Source organism: Dysgonomonas sp. GY75, from assembly GCF_015234155.1.
In the GTDB taxonomy this organism is placed as follows: domain Bacteria; phylum Bacteroidota; class Bacteroidia; order Bacteroidales; family Dysgonomonadaceae; genus Dysgonomonas; species Dysgonomonas gadei.
In genome coordinates this window covers 111,023-128,260 of the sequence record NZ_JADCLQ010000001.1, presented here as the reverse complement: position 1 = coordinate 128,260, position 17,238 = coordinate 111,023, and the positions used below count along the sequence as shown (strand labels likewise).

13 protein-coding genes are annotated in these 17,238 nt (G+C 39.8%); 5 read left to right on the top strand and 8 right to left on the bottom strand.

Going from position 1 to position 17,238, the window contains the following annotated elements:
• Nucleotides 1-81: 81 nt before the first annotated feature.
• Nucleotides 82-834 carry an RNA methyltransferase gene (locus IR083_RS00635; protein WP_194222833.1) on the bottom strand — a complete coding sequence of 251 codons (753 nt, stop codon included), beginning with the start codon at nucleotides 832-834 and terminating at the stop codon, nucleotides 82-84.
• Nucleotides 835-1,133: 299 nt separating this feature from the next.
• Here IR083_RS00635 and IR083_RS00630 point away from each other — a divergent pair, with 299 nt between their 5' ends.
• From IR083_RS00630 to IR083_RS00610, 5 genes are all read left to right on the top strand, one after another.
• Entirely contained in the window at nucleotides 1,134-3,539 is a 2,406-nt protein-coding gene (locus IR083_RS00630) for a BamA/TamA family outer membrane protein (protein ID WP_194222832.1), read from the top strand.
• A gap of 135 nt (nucleotides 3,540-3,674) precedes the next feature.
• Nucleotides 3,675-4,496: a tetratricopeptide repeat protein gene (locus IR083_RS00625; protein WP_006800467.1), complete on the top strand. Its 822-nt coding sequence runs from the start codon at nucleotides 3,675-3,677 to the stop codon at nucleotides 4,494-4,496.
• Between the two features lie 605 nt (nucleotides 4,497-5,101).
• Nucleotides 5,102-5,965, top strand: coding sequence for a phBC6A51 family helix-turn-helix protein (locus IR083_RS00620; protein WP_242052318.1), 864 nt, complete (start codon nucleotides 5,102-5,104; stop codon nucleotides 5,963-5,965).
• A 281-nt stretch (nucleotides 5,966-6,246) separates the two neighbouring features.
• Complete coding sequence (locus IR083_RS00615) at nucleotides 6,247-7,683, top strand: PDZ domain-containing protein (protein WP_194222831.1); 1,437 nt, start codon at nucleotides 6,247-6,249, stop codon at nucleotides 7,681-7,683.
• 206 nt (nucleotides 7,684-7,889) lie between these two features.
• Nucleotides 7,890-9,503: an ABC-F family ATP-binding cassette domain-containing protein gene (locus tag IR083_RS00610; RefSeq protein ID WP_194222830.1), complete on the top strand. Its 1,614-nt coding sequence runs from the start codon at nucleotides 7,890-7,892 to the stop codon at nucleotides 9,501-9,503.
• 228 nt (nucleotides 9,504-9,731) lie between these two features.
• On the opposite strand, the gene serB is transcribed toward IR083_RS00610, so the two are convergent.
• From serB to IR083_RS00575, 7 genes are all read right to left on the bottom strand, one after another.
• Entirely contained in the window at nucleotides 9,732-10,952 is a 1,221-nt protein-coding gene (serB, locus tag IR083_RS00605; RefSeq protein ID WP_006800471.1) for a phosphoserine phosphatase SerB, read from the bottom strand.
• Between the two features lie 32 nt (nucleotides 10,953-10,984).
• Nucleotides 10,985-12,325, bottom strand: coding sequence for an argininosuccinate lyase (gene argH / locus IR083_RS00600; RefSeq protein ID WP_194222829.1), 1,341 nt, complete (start codon nucleotides 12,323-12,325; stop codon nucleotides 10,985-10,987).
• Between the two features lie 3 nt (nucleotides 12,326-12,328).
• Complete coding sequence (locus IR083_RS00595) at nucleotides 12,329-12,769, bottom strand: hypothetical protein (RefSeq protein ID WP_006800473.1); 441 nt, start codon at nucleotides 12,767-12,769, stop codon at nucleotides 12,329-12,331.
• Nucleotides 12,770-12,784: 15 nt separating this feature from the next.
• Nucleotides 12,785-13,414: an orotate phosphoribosyltransferase gene (pyrE, locus tag IR083_RS00590; protein WP_006800474.1), complete on the bottom strand. Its 630-nt coding sequence runs from the start codon at nucleotides 13,412-13,414 to the stop codon at nucleotides 12,785-12,787.
• A gap of 832 nt (nucleotides 13,415-14,246) precedes the next feature.
• Entirely contained in the window at nucleotides 14,247-14,954 is a 708-nt protein-coding gene (locus IR083_RS00585; protein WP_006800475.1) for a lipid-binding protein, read from the bottom strand.
• A gap of 15 nt (nucleotides 14,955-14,969) precedes the next feature.
• Nucleotides 14,970-15,683, bottom strand: coding sequence for a BT_2262 family domain-containing protein (locus IR083_RS00580; protein ID WP_006800476.1), 714 nt, complete (start codon nucleotides 15,681-15,683; stop codon nucleotides 14,970-14,972).
• Between the two features lie 18 nt (nucleotides 15,684-15,701).
• Nucleotides 15,702-17,225 (bottom strand): SusD/RagB family nutrient-binding outer membrane lipoprotein, encoded by a 1,524-nt coding sequence (locus IR083_RS00575; RefSeq protein WP_006800477.1) that lies wholly within the window; start codon nucleotides 17,223-17,225, stop codon nucleotides 15,702-15,704.
• Nucleotides 17,226-17,238 lie beyond the last annotated feature (13 nt).

Genomic DNA, 17,238 nt, shown 5'->3' with positions numbered 1-17,238 from the left:
ATAAGGTTGTAATATTATAAATAAAAAGTAAATTATAAATATAAATAACTAAATTATTTTTATTATTTAATGATTCAACTCTTATTTACTTCTCCTCCTGAACTCTGCACATACTATGGCTGTCGCTATCGCTACATTCAGCGACTCGGAAGTTGTATTTCCTTCAGGATAATTGGGTATGTAAAGTTTCTTTGTGATCCGCTTCTCTATATCGGGGCGGATACCATTACCTTCATTTCCCATTACAATAATGCCGTGAGAGGTAATATCCTGTTCATACATATTTTTACCGTCCAATAGCGTTCCGTAAACCGGGATATGTTTATTATTATCCAGAAACCGGGCTAAATCGACATAATGGATAGTAACCCGTGCGAGTGCTCCCATTGTGGCCTGCACTACTTTCGGATTGTAAATATCGGCAGTATCGTGTGTGCAAAATATATGTTTTATTCCGTACCAGTCGGCCAAACGGACTATCGTTCCCAGGTTACCGGGGTCTTGTATGCCATCGAGAGCAAGTACGAGCTGATTATTAATATCAATAGCTTCCGGATGTTTAGGTTGATAGAAAACGGCAAGCACCTGTTGCGGATTTTGGAGAAAACTGGCTTGTGCGAGCTGGCTTTCATTCACTTCTATAACTTCTTCAATGTCTGTAATATTCAATTCAGATAAGAAGCCGGGTAGTGCGACCAGTAGCTGACACCTCATATAGGGGAGTAAATCGCTCACCAGTTTATTACCTTCTGCGATGAAAGTTCCATATTCAGACCTGAATTTTTTCTCTTTCAGCGAACGGATATATTTTAATTTATTTTTGCTTAGACTCATTTGTTTACATGTAATTCATAGACTGCCGACTGAAGCAATTGATACAATATGTTTTTATATCAGTCACCCAAATAGTTGAATGATACGCCTTCATATCCGACTCTTTTTCTTAAATTAAACAGTTTCTTGCAACAAAACTACAAAAAGAAACAATTAAAACCCTAAATTTGTCGTTCATTTGATAAATGCTAAGGTCACAGACCTGTTTATTACTATTGTATCTACAACAGTAATAGTTGATTACGGCTAGATTACGTTGCTTTGAATACAGTCTTTTACTTATATTTGTTAGGTTGCCAATGAGGTATAAAATAATAGTTTTTGCGCTTGTAATTAGTTTTTGCGCCATTTTTATTCAATCCTGTAGTTCCACGAAATTTGTTCCTGACGGAGAATATTTGCTGGAGAGCGCTACCGTAAAGAGCGATAAGAAGGTTATACCAACCTACGAAATGGAGACGTATATAAAGCAGAAGCCGAACTATAAGACTTTTTCCATCTTTAAATTACCCCTTTTTATATACAATCTTGCCGGGACGGATACCACCAAATGGATAAGCCGCACATTAATACATGCGGGTGACCCGCCGGTGCTTTATGATAGTTCGATGGTACATCTGACCGTGAATAATCTGGAGAGGATAATGACGAACAAAGGGTATTTGAATGCCGAAGTAGCACCAATTATCGATTTGGATAAAAAGAAGGCGAAGATAACATATGATATAAAAGCCGGAGAACCTTACCGAATCAGTGATTATAGAATAGATGTCAATGACAGTATCATATCCAACCCGCTACTGATAACGCCTCCATCACGTAAAAATGAGAATAAGGATGGTATGATACGGCCTCCTCTGGGTATAGATTCTATACTGAGAAGAAATACCCTGGTAAAGAAAAATTCGATTTTCGATCTCGATATGCTTGATCAGGAAAGGGATCGTATCTCTTCCATTTTCAGGAGAGCAGGTTATTTTGCCTTTAATAAGGAATATATAGGTTTCGAAGCTGATACTACAATGGGTATAAACAATGTAGAATTGGATCTTACTATATATCCTTTTGTTCAGGGAGGAAATGGCGGTAACCAGACTAATCCTGTGCCACATCGTCAATACAGGGTAAAAGCAGTAGAATTCTATGTTGATTATAATCCTCTGGAGGATGGGAATCTGTCCCAATATAAGGAGACAACGGTATATGAAAGAGGTGGATATAAAATAAAATACGGGCCCAGAGGGGAATATATCAAGCCTAACGCGATCCTTAATAATTGCTATATTACACCGGGAAGCTTGTATAATGAAACCCTGACAACGATGACATACAGTGCTTTATCGCAGCTGAAAATTCTTAAAAATGTGAATATTGCCTGGGAAAATGATTCTACGGACTTACGTTGTATAATCACATGTGTACCGGATAAAAAGCAAGGGATCTCGGCAGAGATAGAAGGTACCAATTCAGGGGGATTCTTCGGTCTGGGCGCAGGAGTGGGTTATCTGCACCGGAACGCATTTAAAGGTTCGGAGTTATTTAGTGCCCGTTTGCGAGGTTCTTATGAAGCTATTACACCTAATTTTTCCAGTTTTTATAAAAATTATTTTGAGATCGGAGGAGAAACTTCTCTTACATTTCCCCGTTTTATGTTCCCGTTTCTTAAGCGTGATTTCCGGCGTAGTATACACGCTTCTACACAATTCAATACGAGTTATACCTTTCAGCGGAGACCGAATTTTTTCACTCGCACTGTTTTGTCGGGAGGAGTAAAATATATATGGCAAGATAGGCGATTATCCTTGAACAGGCATGTATTTGATCTGATAGATATCAGTTATGTGCATTTGCCTAAAAGTTCATTAGATACTACATTTTACAATGAGCTGTCTGCAGCAGCGCAGCAATATAGCTTCAATGACCATTTTATTATGAGTATGGGGTATACATTTTCCCGCTCAAATGTAGCCAGTCCTACCAGACGAAACCAGCCTGTCTATTCATTGCGTGCATCCATAGAGACGGCGGGTAATGCGCTGGCCCTTGCGGCAGCTATTGCCAATGCAAAGCCTAACGAAATGGGCTCCAAACAGGTATTTGGAACTAATTTTGCCCAGTATGTCAAAGGCACAGTTGATTATAGTAAAACATATCAGGTGGATGAGAAGAATTCTTTTGCATGGCATGTGGGAGGAGGTATCGCCTATCCGTATGGAAACAGTGAACAGATACCTATACAGAAACGGTTCTTCTCCGGCGGTGCCAACAGTGTAAGAGGATGGTCGATCAGAGAACTGGGGCCGGGTTCGTACTATTTTAAGCCATCGGAAACCGGAAACGAGAAAGACAACTTTTATTACCATTCGGGAGATATTCGTTTCGATGCCAGTCTGGAATATCGTAGTAAACTCTTCTGGGTACTGGAGTTGGGAGCCTTTGTAGATGCCGGGAATATATGGACGGTAAAGGAGTATGAGAAACAAGAAGGAGGAGTCTTTAAAGTGGATAGGTTTTACAAAGAAATAGCTGTTGCATGGGGGCTTGGACTTCGCTTCGACTTCGATTATGTCCTGATTCGTCTCGATTGCGGTTGGAAGGCATACGACCCATCCGGTGATCCTAAAACAAAGAGATGGCCAATCTCGGAACCTTTCAAAATCAGGAAGAATACTGCCTGGCATATCGCAGTGGGGTATCCATTCTGATGCTTTCCTGCAAATGAGTAAAAGAAAGTATAACTGCCTCACCGCTTCTTTTAATTCTTTTTAGGCAATATGTTTTAACAAAGTTAGTTTATAAGACGTACATTTGTTGATGAATAACTAAATGAATATCTGTTGATGAAAAAGATACTCCTGCCCTTATTTATTATTGGTCTTACGCTCAATCTGACAGCTCAGACATACGAAGATATGGTGAGTCGTGCAATGGACTATGTAGAGCAGAATGATTATGCAGCTGCGGAACAGGCAATGAAGGCCGCTTTGCGAAAAGAACCGACCAATCCTAATAACCCCATGCTAATGGTAAATCTGGGAACTATACAACGTAATCTGGGAGAGCTCGATGAGGCTCTGATCTCATATAATGTCGCTATAGAGAAATATCCTGATGCACCTTTCATCAGGCACAACAGGGCTGCACTTTATTGTGAGATGAACAAGTTCGACGATGCACTGAAAGACTACAACACAATACTTGCAACCGATCCGAAAGATTTAGAAGCATTGTATCGTAGAGGATTGATTTATATCAGCAATAGAAATCTTTTCGCGGCAGAAGAAGATTTTGAAAAAATTATAGAATTATACCCCGAAAATCTGAATGGCAAAATGGGGATAGCAGCTATAAAAAAACGCAGATCGGAATGGAAAGAAGCTGAAGAAATGTATGCCGACCTGATTTATAAACATAAATCGAATGCCGATCTGTATTATAACCGTGCCGAATGCTATTTGAGACTTAATAAACTGGCCAGTACAGAGAACGACATAAAGAAAGCGTTGGAACTTGGCTATGATGGCGCGCCTATCTATATTCTGAGGGGACAACTAAGGTTGGCTCAATATGAGAAACGTTTAGCCCGGGAAGATTTTCTTAAGGCTAAAGAACTGGGTGCAGATGAAAGTATTATAGAGGATTTTTTACGGCTTTGTAAATAAGTATGGTTCAATTACATTGGTTATTTTTGAGTCGTCTACACTCCTATATTGTTAATTCGTGACTCGGCAGAAGCAAAATTTATTTTGATTATGCTCTCGCTACTTAAAACGTTCGTTTTTTTACACATAACGCCTATCCCTGTTTACAACTTGCAACCTTATCTCATTACTGCCGCGCCCTTCCGGGCTTGTCCTTACTTTTGGCATTGCCCAAAAGTAAGCAAAAAGCTAGCGCTTCGATCCTCAGCGACCCACAACCGATTTGCCGGCTGAAAGTGACAAACGGGCTATCGCCCAGTCCCTTTCTACGCCGTCTGCACCGTGTGGGTGCCCCGCCTGCGTCACTAATGCGCGAGGGCTGACGCACGTGGGGCTAACGCCTGAAGAACCTTTGTCCTGTCGTCGCATCGCGATTCCGGCCTCGTCCCGCAGGCGGGGTACCCAATCCGTAAAGCAGAGGTGTAGGATAAAATACGGTAGCTGCTATACCCTGCTGATAATTCGGCTAAAGATGACTCCGTATTATTTTGACCCACCGAAGCTGCGGCTTTGGGTCGCCGGGGGATGCAGCCTTGATTTTTTGTTTCGTTTTGCATCAAGGCAAAATGAATTGGAGCGAAGCGGAATTGAAAATCGGCGTTAGCCAAATCGGCGGAGCCAAATACAAGACGGCAGGCGCGTTAGAGAAAACGAACGATTTTATATTTCAAATCATCATTAAATCCAAAATCATTTATCTATACCATAAAAACCTTATGGCAAAGTATAATGAAGAATCAGTAGAAAAAATCGTATCATTGATAGAAGATGATTTTTGTTCGGTGGCTGAAATATGCAGGGTAATGGGTATCAGCCGTAAAACATTTTACACGTGGAAAGACACCAAGCCCGAACTGGTGCGGGAAATATCCAAAGCCGAGAATCATCGGGAGGAAAGAACACGCCAGATGTTGTATTCGTCCCTGAAAAAACGGCTCGACGGCTATATCATGATTGAAGAAAAAGAAATTTACCTGCCTGATCCCGGTAATCCGGAGGGAGTATCCTTACAATCGAAAACGATAAAACGGAAGAATTGCCTGCCCGATCTGCGTACCATAAAGTTGCTGTTGGACAGACAGGATAAGCGAAGTCTTTCCCGCCTTCCCCAAAGGGAGGAGCAAGCCGGTTCATGGAAAGGTGTGGAAAACAGTAGAATTGGAATATTCGAAAAAAACGAGGAGCCGGAGGTTGAATCCGCCCTTGCGCCATCTGAGATACCGGAGGTGGACGATAATATGGAACAGGCCATAGCAGAGAATGATGATGAAGATAGCAGCGAAAGTGATGAAGCGGAAATGAATGAATATTTTGAGCGAATGGATAATGCCTTTGCAGCCCGTCAGGAAATAAAGCGGAAACTGATTGCCAATAATAATCGAAAGGCTGTAAGCCAACAGAATAAAAGGAAAAAGAGACGTAGAAAATGAAATATGTAACAGATGAGAAAAGTGGAAAAAGTGTTACCTTTGTTACCTTTTAATAAGTAGTAAGTATTGAGTAATAAGTTGAAAGTTATATGAGATACGAGTAGACAAGATACGAGATACAAGTTGTTAACTGTTAACTGATGACTGTTAACTGTTGGCTGCTATCTGAAATAGCACCAATTTTCATCGGTTTATCCTAACCTCATAGAGTTATAAATGAGAATATTCACAAAAAAATCATATATTTGCGTCTTAAAAAATTTTCAATTCTTATACCTAAAATGAAAAGATTACTTTTTACACTGTTACTTTTTACAATATTCATTCATTATACAAAATCGCAGGTATACGATAAAAACTGCTATTTCGGGTTTACTTTCGATGTAAGCGAAAATAAAAACTGGGGATACGGCGAGTTGATTATCACAGAGGTAGAACCTAACTCTCCGGCTGAGAGAGCAGGTATAAAGATAGATGACATCATAATGGAAATAAACGGAAAGGCTACTTATCTCCGCGATAATCAGACGATAGCCAATTGGCTGTTCGAAGATATGTATGCCCCAACTGTTACATTTACCATACGGAATATGAACGCATACTTCAAAGAGTACACTCTCTCACGTAAATGCATCGCTACAAATTCGGTAAGTGAAATGGAATTATCTAAAATCTTTTCGTTTTACAGTCTCGAAAACACCAGCGAACGAATATTCACCCTCCCATTGTATGTGCAACCCGATAAAGATGTCGACTTCTACGATTATCATACCTACGATTTCTATAAAGACGGCAAACCCGTACCTGCTATCGATAACCAGATAACTGCCCTGTTGGCAAAAGATCTGGAAGCGAAAGGCCTTGTCCGGGATACATCCGACCCTGACATAGTGGTGCAGGCTTATTATAATTATGAGCCGAATACAAAATTCACAGGATTGAATAACCCGAATTATGCACCGGGAACATGGCGGTTCGATGTAGACAAGCAACAAATGGTATTATTACCTATATTCGATACTAACGAACCTAATGTTGACAAAGCTGCCCAATACATAGTGGAATATGGATTCAGCTTCTACGACCGCAAATATATTAACCCATCAAAACTGACACAGATATGGGATTGCAATATAAAAGATTATCTATCTTCGAAATATACACTGGAGGAATATGTCAGGCTACACACTCCGCTTATGCTAAAGCAATTTCCATATTCGGCACCGAAAACAGAGGCACGATACAAAGTGGATTTTAACAGGTATAATTATACAGGAATGTACTTCGATGCGGATGATCTGGTTACTGTAAAAGACGTAGATATGGATTCTCCTGCTTACCAGGCAGGGATACGTCCCGGATATGTCATAAAAAAGATTAACAACAGGAAATTTGAGCATACTAAAGAAAGTCTGTCGGAAGCCTATAAACGCTTTATTGCCGAAACAATGGTATTCCGCGATCAGGCTACCCGGTTTACCAATGCAGGAGGATATACAGAATGTATGCTCTGGAATGTAGGATACTATCCCGAAATAGCTAAGGAACTGAACAAAACCCAATACCTTGCTCAATTTTCTTATCTGTACGATTTCGAGAAGTATGTGAATAGCAAATCGGACAACAGGATTACTGTAGAAGCTTGGGATGGAATGCAAAACAGGGTATTCAGTGTAACGCCTGAGATAAGGAAGTCTGTTGTTATAAAAGCATTGTAGATACAGACTCCGATCCCATCCGAACGACTAATGCTAAAACAGGAAGTTTTATATAAACTTTATTTTTAGTATACGATGTGATTTAACCCACTATTAACAGCTATCTATTATAAAATCAGGCTAAAAAGTTGTACCTTTGCGCCCGGTTTTCGGTTATGATTTCATAACTGATTTATCTATATATAAAGTATACAAAGAAAGAAAAGATGATAACAGTTTCAAATTTAGGTATTCAGTTTGGTAAACGTGTATTATTTCAAGATGTGAATCTGAAGTTTACAAGCGGTAATTGCTATGGCATAATAGGAGCCAATGGCGCAGGGAAATCCACTTTCCTGAAAATTCTGAGTGGAGAAAAAGATGCAACCAGCGGAACTTTTGCCCTGGGGCCAGGTGAACGGCTTTCTGTATTGGCGCAGGATCACTTTGCATTTGACAGCCAGTCGGTGATGGATACCGTATTACAAGGGCATACAGTACTTTGGGATATAATGAAAGAAAAAGATGCATTGTATGCTAAAGAAGATTTTACAGATGCTGACGGTATCAAAGCCTCGGAACTGGAGGAGAAATTTGCGGAACTGGAAGGCTGGAATGCTGAAAGCGATGCTGCTATGCTGCTTAGCGGACTTGGAATTCCGGAAGAACTGCATTATCAGATAATGGGAGATATAAGCGGTAAGCAGAAAGTGAGAATCCTACTTGCCCGTGCCCTTTTCGGTAACCCTGATAATCTATTGCTCGACGAGCCTACTAACGACCTCGATATAGAAACTGTGATGTGGCTGGAAAATTATCTTGCGAATGCAGAAAATACAATTCTGATCGTATCGCACGACCGTCACTTCCTTGACTCGGTATGTACTCATACTGTAGATATCGACTTTGGCAAGGTAACCATGTTTGCCGGTAACTACAGCTTCTGGTACGAATCGAGCCAGCTGGCGCTACGCCAACAACAACAGCAAAACAAGAAAGCGGAAGAAAAGAAAAAGGAACTCGAAGAATTTATCCGCCGTTTCAGTGCCAATGTAGCGAAGTCCAAACAGACTACCAGCCGTAAGAAAATGATTGAAAAGCTGAATATCGAAGAAATTAAGCCATCGTCCCGTAAATATCCGGGTATTATCTTTAGCCCGGACCGTGAGCCGGGAAATAAGATACTGGAAGTAAACGGGCTAAGCAAGTCTATCGAAGGCAAGAAACTGTTTGATAATGTAAGTTTCAATATAGAGAAAGAAGATAAGGTTATTTTCCTGTCAAAAGATCCGCGTGCCATGACCGCTTTCTTCGAAATAATAAACGAATATGTACAACCTGACACAGGGACATTCAGCTGGGGACAGACTATAACTCCGGCCTACCTGCCACTGGATAACAGCGATTATTTTAAAGATGACCTGAACCTTATCGACTGGCTTGCCCAGTTCTCTGACGATACCAGTGAGATTTACATAAAGGGCTTCTTAGGCAGAATGTTATTCTCCGGTGAAGAAGTACTGAAGAATACCAAAGTGTTGTCGGGAGGAGAAAAGATGCGTTGTATGATTGCCCGTATGATGATGAAAAGCGCAAATTGCCTTGTACTGGATTCACCGACAAATCATCTGGATTTGGAATCTATACAAGCATTTAATAATACACTTATACAATTCAAAGGTAATGTACTGATGTCTTCGCATGACCATGAATTCATACAAACGGTTTGTAACAGGGTGATAGAACTTACTCCGAACGGCACTATCGATAAAATCATGGACTATGACGATTATATCACGTCTGATGAAATAAAGGCTTTGAGAGAGAAGATGTATAAATAAATCCAATTATAAAAGGATGAGAACGGGTGTAGCTAAAAAGCCCGTTCTACTATATAACTTAATATCGGAAACGTTCTTTGAAATATTGGCTTACAGTCTTTTACACAATTTCGGTTCTAAGCCTATCAAACAATGCTTACTAAGGTACGAAAGTTATTTCAGGCAAAACATAAACGGGTTTATCAGGATGCTTTGAAAGTATAATGAAGATTTCGCTTATATTATTATTCACTCTTCGCCTACAAGCATCGAATCCCTGTATCCAAGGAAGTAAAGGATACCATCCAATCCAACAGTGGATAATGATTGCTTAGCATTCGCCTTTACTTTAGGCTTAGCATGGAAAGCAATGCCCAGTCCGGCAATACCAAGCATAGGTAGATCATTGGCTCCGTCTCCGACTGCTACAGTCTGGCGCATATCTACTTTCTCTACCTGGGCCAATAAACGCAGTAGCTCAGCTTTACGTTTGCCATCGACAATATCGCCTACATAGTTTCCGGTAAGTTTACCATCTTCTATCTCAAGCTCATTGGCATACACATAATCGAACCCGTATTTCTCTTTCAAATAGTTGCCAAAATAGGTAAATCCTCCGGAAAGAATAGCCAGCTTACAGCCACTCTTTTTCAATATGCGGATAAGGCGGGTCATCCCTTCTGTTATAGGTAGATTCTCGGCAATATCTTTCATCACGGACTCATCCAGTCCTTTGAGAAGGCTCACTCTTTTCTTGAAGCTTTCGGAAAAGTCGATCTCACCACGCATAGCCGATTCGGTAATGGCTTTCACCTCCTCTCCTACTCCTGCACGTTCAGCCAGTTCGTCTATCACTTCTGTCTGAATCAGAGTAGAGTCCATATCGAAACAAACCAGACGGCGCATACGGCGATACATGCTTTCTACCTGAAATGCGATATCGATGCCCTGATCATCGGCAAGTTTCATAAAGTCATGCTTCAACTGCTGAACATCATCTACGGTACCCCGTATTGCCAGTTCTATGCATGCACGGCTGGGGCGTTCTTCTGTCTCCAGCGGAACACGTCCTGTTAGTCGTATTATCTTTTCTATATTGAGTTTGTACTTCTGACTTATTTGCGCTACAGCCGATATCTGGCTGGGGCTAAGTGTACGCCCTAGCATGGTTACAATATAGCGATTCTTTGTACCTTGCATGCATACCCAGCGCATATACTCTTCTTTGCTAATAGGAGAAAAGCGGATAATAACACCTACTTCTGTTGCTTTAAAAAGGAGATCTTTGATTACCTCTCCCGCATTTTTTGCTTCAAACATAATCGCCAACGACAACGAATGATGTATATTGGCTTGACCTATATCAAGAATATTCGCGTTATGTTTTGCCAATACGGCAGTTAGAGCTGCTGTCACACCGGGTTTATCCTCTCCGGACAGACTAGCTAGTATTATTTCTGAATCTTCCATATCAAGAGAACTTCTTTCTTATAATATCGGGGTTAATTAATGGAGTCGAGTAATGCCTGCTCGGCTGACACCACTTTTTTGAAATTGAACTGACCAATGACTTGTTGCTTCAATAAGTCTATATGGTCGTTGTATAAATTACCTATACTGCCTTCGTGTGTATGGTTCACTTTCTTATTATGGCTGAAGTTTCCTTTTTCGATATCTAAACCTACCTGTTTATACGCATCTCGGAAAGGAACGCCCTCCAACACCAATCTATTCACCTCTTCTACACTGAATATGAGAAGATATTTAGGATCATCAAGTATATCTTCATTTATCTTCACCTCATTCATCATACGTGCCACCATATGCAAACAATCATTCATTTCCTCAAATGATGGAATGAATAGTTCTTTGATAATCTGCAAATCGCGGAAATATCCTGAAGGAAGATTATTTATTATCAAAGTTATATCATTAGGTAATGCCTGCAGCTTGTTGCATTTAGCACGTGTCAGCTCAAATACATCGGGGTTCTTCTTATGTGGCATAATGCTCGAGCCTGTTGTATATTCATCAGCTAATTTAATAAATCCAAAGTTCTGGCTATTATACAAACATGCATCATATGACAGCTTCGATAATGTGCCTGCTATACTTGCTATGGCAAATGACACTATACGCTCCATCTTGCCCCGCCCCATTTGAGCATAAACCACATTGTAGTCCATAGAATCAAAACCTAACAAGTCTGTGGTCATTTGCCTGTTTAGTGGAAATGACGAACCATATCCGGCGGCTGAACCCAAAGGATTCCGGTTACATATTTTATATGCCGCCAGAAGCAATTGCAGGTCATCTACCAGACTTTCGGCATAGGCTCCAAACCATAATCCGAATGACGACGGCATCGCAATCTGCAAATGAGTATATCCCGGCATCAGGATATCCTTATATTTTTCGCTTTGGATAAGGAGAACATCAATCAGGGCTGTAACAGAGTCAACAAGTGTATGAATCTGATCCCGGGTAAAGAGCTTCAAGTCTACTAGTACCTGATCGTTGCGGGAACGTCCGCTATGTATCTTTTTGCCTATATCTCCCAATCTTCTGGTGAGCATCAATTCCACTTGCGAATGTACATCCTCTATTCCATCCTCTATCTCAAACTTACCGGCAACTGCTATGCTATAAATTTCTTTCAGTTCCTTAAGAAGAACCGATAGTTCATCTTTGGTAAGCAACCCGATAGACTCAAGCATTGTGATATGAGCCATAGACCCAAGTACATCATATGGAGCAAGATATATATCCAACTCCCTGTCATGCCCTACTGTATAAGACTCTACATCTTTATTTACCTGAACACTCTTTTCCCAAAGTTTCATTCTTTATTCTATTGTTCCTTTATTCAATATATCGTTGTAGGGTAGTCCGGCCAAACCTTCGGCCACTTTGTCCAATCCTGCCTGCAATGGTTTACTAACCATTGGTTTCAAAAATGGATTCAAATCTGCTTTTATGGTTAGCTTCATTTTAGTTTCAGCGCTATTGATTGATACTAATTGTATCCACATAGTCACACCAAAAGGTAATTGCTCGGCCTGAAACTTAATAGTCTTATTAGGTTCACGCTCTACCACTACAAATCTGATCTTACCTACAGGATCGACAGATACAGTACATGAATCGGTATCGAAAGTAAAATCTTTGACTTTATCCTGAGGTATTATATTTTTGGCTAATTCCAGATTGTTCAGATCGGAAAGCACTGTATAGACATCCGCATCAGAATGCGGGATCGTCTTTATCTCACTAACAAATTCTGTCATGCAATTTTTACCAGTTTATTTCCAATCGGCGGGAGCCTTTCTCCATTCCTGCAAAGTTTCAAGATCAGATTCGGCAATATAGTCTATTCTCAAAGCTTCGTCTAAAACGGCATCATAGTTGGTCAATGTCAATAGCTGAACACCTGCAGCATTAAACTTCTCTGTAGCAATAGGGAAACCATAAGTGAAGTTAGCAACCATACCGATAACATCCGAGCTGTCGCGACGGATAGCTTCCACGGCCTTCAAGCTACTGGAGCCAGTAGATACAAGATCTTCTACAACAACAACTTTACTTCCGGGCTTCAATTCACCTTCTATCAGATTTTCTAATCCATGATCTTTCGGTGTTGAACGAATATATACAAAAGGCAATCCTAATGCATCGGCGACTAATGCTCCGGGAGCAATAGCACCTGTAGCCACTCCTGCAATCGCATCTACCTCCGGAAAGTTTTCTATAATCAAACGGCTAAGTTCGATTTTTATAAATGTACGTATTCTGGGATACGATATCAATTTTCGATTATCACAATAGATCGGTGATTTCCAGCCCGAAGCCCATGTAAATGGATTGGATGGCTGTAGTTTGATGGCTCTGATACTAAGAAGCTTCTCAGCTGTCAGTTTTTCTAAAGTGTTCATATTTATCTTTTCTAAATAACAACAATCAACATTATCTGGCTACAAATATACAATTAATAGGTAGAATAAAAGAAAATATAACATAAAGAAAATGTGAATAAAATATAGACTCTCCCACTATTTTGGTGGATATAACGTCCAATACCAGGCATATGATTGGGAATATACCAGTAAATATTTTCTACTATTTAAGAGGGTAATTAATAATAAAATCAATGGGAATTACCCTTTTCGGATAACTCCCATTGTATATAAAAGTCGTATTGGTGGATATAGCCGAAACTCCGTAAAACAGGATTTGAGCGCTTCGATCCCTTTGTAATCCACCGTGCTAAGCAACCCGGAGGTGTGGCCCGCCATTAGAATCAAAAGCTTGTCTCGGATATTTTATTAATTGATGAGCTTCCCAATCGACCAACACGACTTAGACTAAGCTTTGTTTTATTTTCTATATCAAAAATAGATAGAATAATCCGGATACGCAAATAATATATCAATATTTAACTGACTTCTGCTTTGTACTGCATCCACAATTTGAACATCCGCAACTTCCTTTTTGTTCATTTTTTGAAAAGAAAAAGCCGTATACTTTATAGATTATCAATACAGCTACGCAAAATCCAATTATACCAACTATTATTTCTTGAAACATATCTTATATATCCTCCTTTTCTGTGTTCAAAGGTATATAAGAAATCTGGGTATTGGCGTTAATAGAGGGTTAAAAGAAATAAAAACATATAAACGTAAAACAGTAGCAAGGTATACCTTACTACTGCTTAAATATTTATGATTTTGCAATAAAATACAATAATCTCTCTATAACAATGAATTAATGAGCTGCATCTTCAGGATATCCTGTATAACGATAACCCTCGAGAGTCCATGTCTCATCCCAACCATCGCTATCAGCTGGTGTATTACTTCCATCTTTTAATTCCCACACGAATTCAGGCACACCGGGAACCTTCCAATCCTTCTCAGGCACCAGAACTCCTATAAATTGCACATAATCATGATGCATTATAGTTTTAATATAAACACCATCTGATATATTACCTCCGATAGTTGTAGCACTTTTGGGAGTAACTTTTCCCTCTACCAGCGTTATACGGGTATATAATTGAATACCACCAATTAACTGACCAACTGCAGTCGGTTTTGTATATGTCGCGGGATCATATACACTACCATCTACATATATATAAGACGTCAGGTCTCTTACGTTTTTAACTTCTGCATCTACTCCTTTAAAGCCTGAAGCATCTCCAGTTATTTTGAACTTACCTTTGACTGCTGTACCTGCAACTTTAGCATCAATCCAAATTTCATCTTTTACATTAGCTGCTGAATTATAGATCATAGCCTCTAGCCCATCTTCGATAGGAGTATCATCAGAAGAATATTCTGCACATTTTGTTGCTACAACATAGCGACCGTCCAACGCTGCAGTTTCTGTATACCAGTTATCTTTTTCTTCCAAGCACGATGTTAAAGCCATGCAAATGAAAGCACTTATTATATATCCTAAATTTCTCATATTATTTATACCTTATTATTGATTTTGAACTATGTTCAGGTGAAAAGTAAAGGATGAATAGTCAACCTGAAGCTCCAATGTTTTTGCTTCTGCATTATAAGTTCCTCTTACGGCTGTATGCTTATCCTTCCAAGGTGTCACATTACTGCTTACTAAAGAAAAATTGGTACCATCAAATGCAACAATACCGGATATATCATATGCTGCACCATAACCGCGTCCAATGCTATAGTAGCCGCCAAACAAATCTGATATATAAAATTTCCCAGGCGCTGTCTGATAAATTGTTATAGGCGGCTCTGTTTTAAATTCTGTAGCAGGTGATCCTGCCGCTCCCCCAAGCCCACTACGACTGCTTGAAGCATCTACATGATAGAAGCCCGTTTCTATAACAGAAGGTGTTGTATCATAAACGATTACCTTACGCTCTACCGATGTTGGATATCCATCCGAGTTATTTACCGAATAGACCAAACGATAAAGACCTGCTACTTGCGGATTTACCGTACCTGAGACAGCTACTTTATCTGTAATATCTTCATCATTTTCAGAAGCAATCCATCCCTGTTCGGTGTATGTACCTCCCAACGATACAAATTCTACAGTGCCGCCTTTGAGATCTAACTCACAATAATAGGTGATTCTAGAAATATCTTCTGTGTCTTTATCGCAGGATAAAAGAAAAAATAGAGAGGCGATTATCAGACTATATTTATATAATATTTTCATATTCTTCAATTTTTGCAATTACTTACCTTGTTTTTGATTCCACCATACCTTCTCTCCAACATTTGGCTTCTGTGAAGGTGCATTATTATTTCTGTCCCTATAAGATGAAGGATATAAAGGAGAAGCCGGCAAATTACCGCCCAACAAGGCTCTTCCTCTAACCGATATTGTCAGGTCGCCTACAGGAAAATTGATCCACGCCTTCTTCCTGTCGGCAGCGATATCAATTTCGTTTACTGAAGGATATTTAGTGCGGTTACGTTCCAAAAATGCTTCTATATGTTGATAGTTACAATTAGCCACCCACTTCTGCATGGCAATTTGTTTTATCTGGGTCTCTGCATTACCACCGGTCCATTTAGCATAGCCAGTTTCCAAAATAGAATAATCGGGATTTTTGTTCGCATCAACAATAACGTGCTGATTCAACGATGCTTTCACTCCGGCTTCATAATAATCCTTAGCTTTAGCATCCCCTGCACGGGCATACACTTCAGCAATGTAAAAATTCACCTCCCAATCCGTCATCAACATCAAATCCATATCCTCAGGTAAAACAACAGTAGCATATGCTTCTTTATCGTCTGTAGTGCCGTTTCCATCAGAGTCTTCTTTCGAGTTGAAATCACCGAAAAATGCAGCTTTTGTACCAGAGAACAGCTTAGCCAAACGAGGATCGTCATTTACGACCAAATAATCAAAAAATGATTTACAAGCAATTACATTTGTTGAAATATAGTTAGCCTCCCCCTGTTGAAATTCGCGCATAGGATGGCGTTTACCTTCCATATCATCGTTCCATATTTTGCCGGAGATTTTAGCGCTCAACGTTAACATATCCGTACTCTTAATATAGTTCAATGTTTTAGCATTATCATATTGAGAAGTTTCAGATAGACGTATCATCAATTTCAGTTTCAGCGCACAGGCAAATTTATGCCATTCTGCCATATCACCTTTATATATGTAATCGTAAGTTCCGTCAATGGAAGATCCGGTTAAATCAATTGCCAAAAGATCATCTATCCTCTTTAATAAATCAGCATATATATCTTCCTGCTTGTCCTGCTTGGGATGATAAACACCTTCTTTAGCCTTTAATGCTTCGAAATAAGGCATATCACCCCATACATCGGTAATGATTTGCCAAGTAAAAATAGATAAAGCTTCTGCAACGAAGTAATATCCGTTATTTCCGCTGTCTTTCGTATTGGCCTTAATATATTCCAAATCAAGCATTGGCTGACTTGTCAGAGACTGATAAGCTGTATTGAATTCCTGCGGCAGGTATTCACTTAATGATTTAAATTGAGATGCCGTATAAGACTGAGCCCAGTATTCTACCCAATAAGCTCCACCAAATCCGAAATCCCAGCCCATGAGGTTGTTGGCAACACCCATTTCTACAGCCGGCAGTAATACTTTTGGATCCGGCACTTCTGCTAATGCGTTTGGATCATGATTAATATCTAACCAATCGCTACATCCGGTTGTGAACAATAAGAAGATAGCGGATAATATAATTAATAATTTTCTTTTCATAATCTTTACTGTT